This is a genomic window from Martelella sp. AMO21009 (genome assembly GCF_053484295.1).
This window is the reverse complement of sequence record NZ_JBAKFR010000003.1, coordinates 399689-407261: the sequence shown is the minus strand read 5'-3', so window position 1 is coordinate 407261 and position 7573 is coordinate 399689. Positions and strand designations below refer to the sequence as shown.

Here is a 7573-nt window from a genome sequence, read left to right as displayed (position 1 = left end):
AGCCCTTCCTGATGCCGATCGAAGACGTGTTCTCGATCTCCGGCCGCGGCACGGTTGTGACCGGTCGCGTCGAGCGCGGCATCATCAAGGTTGGCGAGGAAGTCGAGATCGTCGGCATCAAGGACACGCAGAAGACCACGGTTACCGGCGTTGAAATGTTCCGCAAGCTGCTCGACCAGGGCCAGGCCGGCGACAACATCGGCGCGCTTATCCGCGGCGTTCAGCGCGATCAGGTCGAGCGCGGCCAGATTCTGTGCAAGCCCGGTTCGGTTACCCCGCACACCGTGTTCAAGGCAGAAGCCTACATCCTGACGAAGGACGAAGGCGGCCGTCATACGCCGTTCTTCACCAACTATCGTCCGCAGTTCTACTTCCGCACCACGGACGTGACCGGTGTTGTCACACTGCCGGAAGGCACGGAAATGGTTATGCCGGGCGACAACGTCACGGTTGACGTCGAGCTGATCGTTCCGATCGCGATGGAAGAAAAGCTGCGCTTCGCTATCCGCGAAGGCGGCCGCACGGTTGGTGCCGGCATCGTCGCCTCGATCATCAAGTAAGCGGCTGGCCCTGAGGGCTTGACGCAAATATGCCAGGGGCGGGTCAGCCGCCCCTGCAGATGTTTGAAAAGCCGGCAAGCCCGGGCTGCAAGTTAGCAACGCGCCTGATCGAAGAGAGATGGCGGAGATAAGAACAAGACAAGGACGAGTCGCATGAACGGCCAGAATATCCGCATCCGCCTGAAGGCGTTTGATCACCGGATCCTTGATGCCTCCACGCGTGAGATCGTTTCGACGGCAAAGCGCACGGGCGCCAATGTTCGCGGTCCGGTTCCGCTTCCGACGCGGATCGAGAAGTTCACGGTCAACCGTGGCCCGCATATCGACAAGAAGAGCCGCGAGCAGTTTGAAATGCGCACCCACAAGCGCCTGCTCGACATTGTCGACCCGACCCCGCAGACCGTTGACGCGCTGATGAAGCTCGATCTGGCTGCCGGCGTGGACGTTGAAATCAAGCTCTGATTTTCAGGGTTAGGGATAACTAAACGGGACCAATCGCTGGGCGCTTTATGGAAGCGCGCATGATGTCCCAAAAAGAGACACGCCGGAGGCTTTGCCGAAGGCCGGAACTCTAAAAGGAACGAACCGATGCGTTCAGGTGTGATAGCACAGAAGGTGGGAATGACCCGCGTCTTCACAGACGCAGGAGAGCATATCCCTGTAACAGTTTTGCGAATGGAAGGCTGCCAGGTCGTTTCCACGCGCACCAAGGAAAAGAACGGCTACACCGCCGTTCAGCTCGGCGCCGGCCGCTCGAAGGTCAAGAACACCTCGAAGGCCCTGCGCGGTCACTTCGCCGCCGGCTCTGTTGAGCCCAAGGCCAAGCTCGTCGAATTCCGCGTGTCGGAAGAAAACCTGCTCGATGTTGGCGCCGAACTGACGGCCAGCCACTTCGTTTCGGGCCAGCTCGTCGACGTCACCGGCACCACCATCGGTAAGGGTTTTGCCGGTGCCATGAAGCGCCACAACTTCGGCGGTCTTCGCGCCACGCACGGCGTGTCGATCTCGCACCGCTCGCACGGCTCGACCGGTTCCAACCAGGACCCGGGCAAGGTCTGGAAGGGCAAGAAGATGGCCGGTCACATGGGCCAGACCCGCGTCACCACGCAGAACCTCGAGGTTGTCCGCACCGATGAAGAGCGCGGCCTGATCCTCGTCAAGGGCGCCGTTCCCGGTTCGAAGGGCGCCTGGATTACGGTTCGCGATGCCGTGAAGTCCGGTGTTCCTGAAAATGCGCCGCGGCCTGCCGGCCTGCGTGCGGCTGAAACCAATGGAGCCGAATAATGGATCTCACAGTTAAAACACTTGAGGGCAAGGACGCCGGTAAAGTCAGCCTGAAGGACGAGATCTTCGGCCTGGAACCGCGCGAAGACATTCTCGCCCGCATGGTGCGCTACCAGCTCGCTGCCAAGCGTCAGGGTACGCACAAGGTCAAGGGACGCTCCGAAGTGTCGCTGACCGGCGCCAAGATGTACAAGCAGAAGGGCACGGGTAACGCCCGCCACCACGCCAAGCGTGCGCCGCAGTTCCGCGGCGGTGGTGTTGCCCATGGTCCGGTCGTTCGCGATCACTCGCACGATCTGCCGAAGAAGGTTCGCGCGCTTGCCCTGAAGCATGCGCTGTCGACCAAGGCGAAGTCCGAAGACCTGATCATCATCGATGACCTGGTCGCCAAGGAAGCCAAGACCAAGGCGCTGCTCGCGCAGTTCACCGGTCTCGGTCTCGACAACGCGCTGATCATCGGCGGTTCCGAGGTCGACGGCAACTTCAAGCTGGCGGCCCGCAACATTCCGAATATCGATGTTCTGCCGGTCCAGGGCATCAATGTGTATGACATCCTGCGCCGCGGCAAGCTCGTGCTGTCGAAGTCTGCGGTCGAAGCTCTGGAGGAGCGGTTCAAATGAGCGATATCCGCCATTACGACGTGATCGTTTCGCCGGTCATCACTGAAAAATCGACCCTTGTTTCCGACAACAACCAGGTCGTGTTCAACGTTGCCAAGACTGCAAGCAAGCCCGAGATCAAGGCCGCCGTCGAAGAACTCTTCGGCGTCAAGGTCAAGGCGGTCAACACGCTTGTACGCAAGGGCAAGATCAAGCGCTTCCGGAATTTCTCCGGCAAGCAGAAGGACGTCAAGAAGGCGATCGTCACCCTGGCTGAAGGCCAGTCCGTGGACGTGACGACCGGCGTTTGAAACAGACCCGTTAGGGTAAAGACCCAATAGGGAATGAGAAAATGGCATTGAAAACATTCAATCCGACAACGCCGAGCCAGCGCCAGCTGGTGATCGTCGAGCGTTCGGAGCTTTACAAGGGCAAGCCCGTCAAGGCTTTGACGCAGGGCCTGTCTTCGAAGGGTGGCCGTAACAATTATGGCCGCGTGACGGCGCGCTTCCAGGGCGGTGGCCACAAGCGCACCTATCGCATGATCGACTTCAAGCGCCGCAAGTTCGGCGTCGAGGGCACGGTCGAGCGTCTTGAGTACGACCCCAACCGGTCGGCCTTCATCGCGCTCATCAACTACGCCGACGGCGAACTGGCCTATATCCTTGCTCCGCAGCGTCTGGCTGTCGGCGACAAGGTGCAGGCTGCCGATAGCGCGATTGACGTGAAGCCGGGCAATGCGATGCCGCTGCAGAACATTCCGGTCGGCTCGATCGTTCACAACGTCGAGATGAAGCCGGGCAAGGGCGGTCAGATCGCCCGTTCGGCAGGCACCTATGTTCAGCTCGTCGGTCGCGACCAAGGCATGGCGATCCTTCGCCTCAACTCCGGCGAACAGCGTCTGGTGCCGGGCTCTTGCCTTGCAACGATCGGCGCTGTATCGAACCCCGACCATTCCAACACGAATGACGGCAAGGCCGGTCGTTCGCGCTGGCGGGGCAAGCGTCCGCATGTTCGCGGCGTCGTCATGAACCCGATCGACCACCCGCACGGTGGTGGTGAAGGCCGCACGTCGGGTGGCCGTCACCCGGTCTCGCCCTGGGGCAAGCCCACCAAGGGCAAGCGTACGCGCAAGAACAAGTCGACCGACAAGTTCATCATGCGTTCGCGCCACCAGAAGAAGAAATAAGAGAGGTAGTCTGAAATGGCTCGTTCAGTATGGAAGGGACCGTTTGTTGACGGCTATCTTCTCAAGAAGGCTGAGAAGGTTCGTGAAGGCGGCCGCCACGAAGTGATCAAGATCTGGAGCCGTCGCTCCACGATCATGCCGCAGTTCGTCGGTCTCACCTTCGGCGTCTACAATGGTTCGAAACACATTCCGGTCTCGGTATCGGAAGACATGGTCGGCCACAAGTTCGGCGAATTCGCGCCGACCCGTACCTATTATGGTCACGGCGCCGACAAGAAGGCGAAGAGGAAGTAACAATGGGCAAGGCAAAAGCCGCGCGCCGGCTTAAGGAAAATGAGGCGCAGGCCGTTACGCGCACCATCCGCGTCAGCCCGCAGAAGCTCAACCTCGTCGCCGCCATGATCCGCGGCAAGAAGGTTGACCGGGCGCTGGCCGAACTCGAATTCTCGCAGAAGCGGGTTTCGGATACGGTCCGCAAGACGCTGGAATCGGCGATCGCGAATGCAGAAAACAACCACGATCTCGACCCTGACCAGCTCATCGTCGCAGAAGCCTATGTCGGCAAGTCGATTGTCGCCAAACGCTTCATGGTTCGTGGCCGGGGCCGCGCATCGCGCATCCTGAAGCCGTTCTCGCACCTGACGATCGTCGTTCGCGAAGTCGAAGAGGAGGCCGCATAATGGGTCAGAAAATCAATCCGATCGGCTTCCGCCTCGGTATCAACCGCACCTGGGACAGCCGCTGGTTCGCAGACAACCATGAATATGGCAAGCTTCTTCACGAAGACCTGAAGATCCGCAACTATATTCAGAAGGAACTGAAGCAGGCCGGCGTTTCCAAGGTCGTGATCGAGCGTCCGCACAAGAAGTGCCGTGTGACGATTCACTCGGCTCGTCCGGGCCTGATCATCGGCAAGAAGGGCGCTGACATCGAAAAGCTGCGCCGCAAGCTCGGCACGATGACGGATTCGGAAATGCACCTCAACATCGTTGAAGTGCGCAAGCCGGAAACCGACGCCACGCTGGTTGCACAGTCGATCGCTCAGCAGCTCGAGCGCCGTATCGCGTTCCGCCGCGCCATGAAGCGTTCGGTTCAGACCGCCATGCGCATGGGCGCCGAAGGCATCCGTATCGTTTGCGGCGGCCGTCTCGGCGGCGCGGAAATCGCCCGTACCGAATGGTATCGCGAAGGCCGCGTTCCGCTTCACACGCTGCGCGCCGACATCGACTACGGCACGGCCGAAGCTGAAACCGCATACGGCATCTGCGGCATCAAGGTCTGGATCTTCAAGGGCGAAATCCTTGAGCACGATCCGATGGCCTCCGAGCGTCGCGCGACCGAAGGCGACAACAAGGGTAACAGCGGCAACAATCGCCGCCGTGAGAACGCCTGATTTCAGGCGTTCGGCGAAGTTCGGAGATAAAAGAAAATGTTGCAGCCAAAGCGTACAAAGTACCGCAAGCAGTTCAAGGGCCGCATCCATGGCGTTGCCAAGGGCGGCAGCGACCTGGCTTTCGGTGAATATGGGCTGAAGGCGCAGGAACCCAACCGCGTCAACGCACGCGAGATCGAGGCGGCCCGCCGCGCGATCACCCGTCACATGAAGCGTGCCGGCCGTGTATGGATCCGTATTTTCCCCGACGTTCCGGTCACCTCGAAGCCGACCGAAGTGCGTATGGGTAAAGGTAAGGGCGGCGTCGACTATTGGGCAGCCAAGGTCAAGCCCGGCCGGATCATGTTCGAAATCGACGGCGTGAGCGAAGACATTGCCCGCGAAGCCCTGCGCCTCGGCGCTGCCAAGCTTTCGGTCAAGACGCGCTTCATCCAGCGCATTGCCGAATAAGGAGTGGTACTGATGAAAACCTCTGACGTACACGCCATGTCCGAAGACCAGCTCAAGGACAAGCTCGCCGAGCTGAAGAAGGAGCAGTTCAACCTGCGCTTCCAGAAGGCGACCGGTCAGCTGGAGCAGACGGGCCGCATCAAGCAGGTTCGCCGCGACATCGCGCGTGTAAAGACAATCGCAAGCCAGAAGGCTTCGGCCTCCAAGGCCTGAACGTAAGGGACCGACAAGAAAATGCCTAAACGCATCCTGCAAGGCGTTGTCGTTAGCGACAAGAACGATAAAACGGTCGTCGTCCGGGTTGAGCGTCGTTTCGCCCACCCGCTTCTCCAGAAGACCGTACGCCGCTCGAAGAAGTACAAGGCGCACGACGCCGAGAACCAGTACAAGACCGGGGATACCGTATTCATCGAAGAATGCGCTCCGGTTTCCAAGGACAAGCGCTGGAAGGTGGTTTCCACCGTTTCCGCCGACGCCTGATCCGTAAATACCGGCAGTATTTCGCTGCGGCCCTTGCGCTTTGGCGAAATTTCTGTATGTAGCACGGCAGATGTGCAAAGGGCGTCCGGCAACGGGCGGCCTTTTCCGTAAGGGCGCTGCCCAGGTTTGGGCCGGATCCTCGATCCACATGGCGTTCCTGAAAGACGCTACACCAAGACGCTCCGGCTCTTGACCTCGCATCGCCTCAAGGCGGCGCGATGGGCCGGGTAGGGAATTTGAGCGGCCGCAGGCTCCAGAGGTTGGGGCAGGCGGGCGCTTCGTACGTGTCGATTAAGCTGGTCTAGGGGGTGTTCCCAACCGGGCCGGTAACAACAAGAAGGCGACCTGATATGATTCAGATGCAAACAAACCTCGACGTGGCGGATAATTCCGGCGCACGTCGTGTCATGTGCATCAAGGTTCTGGGCGGCTCCAAGCGTAAATATGCCTCGGTCGGCGATATCATCGTCGTATCCGTGAAAGAGGCTGTTCCGCGCGGACGCGTCAAGAAGGGCGATGTGATGAAGGCCGTCGTCGTGCGCACGGCGAAGGACATCCGCCGCGCTGACGGCTCGGTCATCCGCTTCGACGGCAATGCCGCCGTTTTGATCAACAACAACAAAGAGCCGATTGGTACGCGTATCTTCGGGCCGGTTCCGCGCGAGCTGCGTGGCAAGAGCCATATGAAGATCATCTCCCTGGCTCCTGAAGTTCTGTAAGGGAGCGCGGACAATGCAGAGAATCAAGAAGGGCGACAAGGTCGTCGTCATCGCCGGTAAGGACAAGGGTCGCACCGGTGAAGTGGTCGCGGTTTCCCCGAAGGATGACCGCGCCGTCGTTTCCGGCATCAATGTCGTGCGTCGCCACCAGCGCCAGACGCAGACCACCGAAGCCGGCATCATCGCCAAGGAAGCGCCGATCCATCTGTCGAACCTCGCGATCGCCGATCCCAAGGACGGCAAGCCGACCCGCGTCGGCTACAAGGTCGAAGGCGAGAAGAAGGTCCGCTATGCAAAGCGTTCGGGAGGAGTGATCGATGGCTGAAGCTAAGTACGAGCCGCGCCTGAAGAAGGTTTACGGCGAAAAGATCCGCGCCCAGCTGCAGGAGCAGTTCTCCTACGCCAACGAAATGATGATCCCGCGTCTGGACAAGGTCGTGATCAACATGGGCGTCGGCGAAGCGGTTGGCGATTCGAAGAAGCCGGCCAATGCCGCTGCCGATCTGGCCGCGATTTCCGGTCAGAAGGCGGTCGTTACCCATGCCCGCAATTCCATCGCAGGCTTCAAGGTCCGCGAAGGCATGCCGATCGGCGCCAAGGTGACGCTGCGCGGCAACCGCATGTATGAATTCGTTGACCGCCTCGTCAACATCGCGCTTCCGCGCGTTCGCGACTTCCGGGGCCTCAATCCGAAGAGCTTTGACGGGCGTGGCAACTTCGCCATGGGCGTCAAGGAGCACATCGTGTTTCCCGAGATCGAATACGACAAGGTCGATCAGATGTGGGGCATGGATATTATCGTTTGCACGACGGCTGCAACGGACGACGAAGCACGGGCGCTTTTGACGGCGTTCAACTTCCCGTTCCGCAAGTAACCGTAACGACGAGCGTAGAAAAGG

15 protein-coding genes are annotated in these 7573 nt (G+C 60.1%); all 15 read left to right on the top strand.

The genetic code is table 11. The features are described 5' to 3' along the window. The coding region (locus V6766_RS06240; protein WP_448464586.1) for an EF-Tu C-terminal domain-related protein at positions 1–560 on the top strand (560 nt) is incomplete at its 5' end. Between the two features lie 153 nt (positions 561–713). Continuing rightward, complete coding sequence (rpsJ, locus tag V6766_RS06235) at positions 714–1022, top strand: 30S ribosomal protein S10 (RefSeq protein ID WP_018065614.1); 309 nt, start codon at positions 714–716, stop codon at positions 1020–1022. A gap of 126 nt (positions 1023–1148) precedes the next feature. Further along, positions 1149–1844, top strand: coding sequence for a 50S ribosomal protein L3 (gene rplC / locus V6766_RS06230; protein ID WP_448427398.1), 696 nt, complete (start codon positions 1149–1151; stop codon positions 1842–1844). After that, on the top strand, positions 1844–2464 hold the full coding sequence (gene rplD / locus V6766_RS06225; protein ID WP_448427399.1) for a 50S ribosomal protein L4: 621 nt from the start codon (positions 1844–1846) through the stop codon (positions 2462–2464). Before rplC ends, rplD begins: the two co-directional genes overlap by 1 nt. After that, positions 2461–2754 (top strand): 50S ribosomal protein L23, encoded by a 294-nt coding sequence (locus V6766_RS06220; RefSeq protein ID WP_018065611.1) that lies wholly within the window; start codon positions 2461–2463, stop codon positions 2752–2754. Before rplD ends, V6766_RS06220 begins: the two co-directional genes overlap by 4 nt. Before the next feature lie 41 nt (positions 2755–2795). Next, positions 2796–3632: a 50S ribosomal protein L2 gene (gene rplB / locus V6766_RS06215; RefSeq protein WP_018065610.1), complete on the top strand. Its 837-nt coding sequence runs from the start codon at positions 2796–2798 to the stop codon at positions 3630–3632. Between the two features lie 15 nt (positions 3633–3647). Beyond that, positions 3648–3926 (top strand): 30S ribosomal protein S19, encoded by a 279-nt coding sequence (gene rpsS / locus V6766_RS06210; RefSeq protein ID WP_018065609.1) that lies wholly within the window; start codon positions 3648–3650, stop codon positions 3924–3926. A 2-nt stretch (positions 3927–3928) separates the two neighbouring features. Then, on the top strand, positions 3929–4312 hold the full coding sequence (gene rplV / locus V6766_RS06205; protein WP_448427401.1) for a 50S ribosomal protein L22: 384 nt from the start codon (positions 3929–3931) through the stop codon (positions 4310–4312). Further along, positions 4312–5025 carry a 30S ribosomal protein S3 gene (gene rpsC / locus V6766_RS06200; RefSeq protein WP_448427402.1) on the top strand — a complete coding sequence of 238 codons (714 nt, stop codon included), beginning with the start codon at positions 4312–4314 and terminating at the stop codon, positions 5023–5025. Before rplV ends, rpsC begins: the two co-directional genes overlap by 1 nt. Before the next feature lie 36 nt (positions 5026–5061). Next, complete coding sequence (rplP, locus tag V6766_RS06195; RefSeq protein ID WP_018065606.1) at positions 5062–5475, top strand: 50S ribosomal protein L16; 414 nt, start codon at positions 5062–5064, stop codon at positions 5473–5475. A 12-nt stretch (positions 5476–5487) separates the two neighbouring features. Further along, the gene (rpmC, locus tag V6766_RS06190; RefSeq protein ID WP_448427403.1) at positions 5488–5688 is read left to right on the top strand and encodes a 50S ribosomal protein L29; all 201 of its coding nucleotides are present in this window, start codon (positions 5488–5490) and stop codon (positions 5686–5688) included. 21 nt (positions 5689–5709) lie between these two features. Next, positions 5710–5955 carry a 30S ribosomal protein S17 gene (gene rpsQ, locus V6766_RS06185; RefSeq protein WP_018065604.1) on the top strand — a complete coding sequence of 82 codons (246 nt, stop codon included), beginning with the start codon at positions 5710–5712 and terminating at the stop codon, positions 5953–5955. Positions 5956–6305: 350 nt separating this feature from the next. Next, entirely contained in the window at positions 6306–6674 is a 369-nt protein-coding gene (gene rplN, locus V6766_RS06180; protein WP_230722716.1) for a 50S ribosomal protein L14, read from the top strand. Positions 6675–6687: 13 nt separating this feature from the next. Then, complete coding sequence (gene rplX / locus V6766_RS06175) at positions 6688–6999, top strand: 50S ribosomal protein L24 (RefSeq protein WP_448464584.1); 312 nt, start codon at positions 6688–6690, stop codon at positions 6997–6999. Next, positions 6992–7549, top strand: a complete 558-nt coding sequence (gene rplE, locus V6766_RS06170) for a 50S ribosomal protein L5 (RefSeq protein ID WP_448427405.1) — start codon at positions 6992–6994, stop codon at positions 7547–7549. The genes rplX and rplE overlap by 8 nt, the downstream gene beginning before the upstream one ends. Positions 7550–7573: the final 24 nt, after the last annotated feature.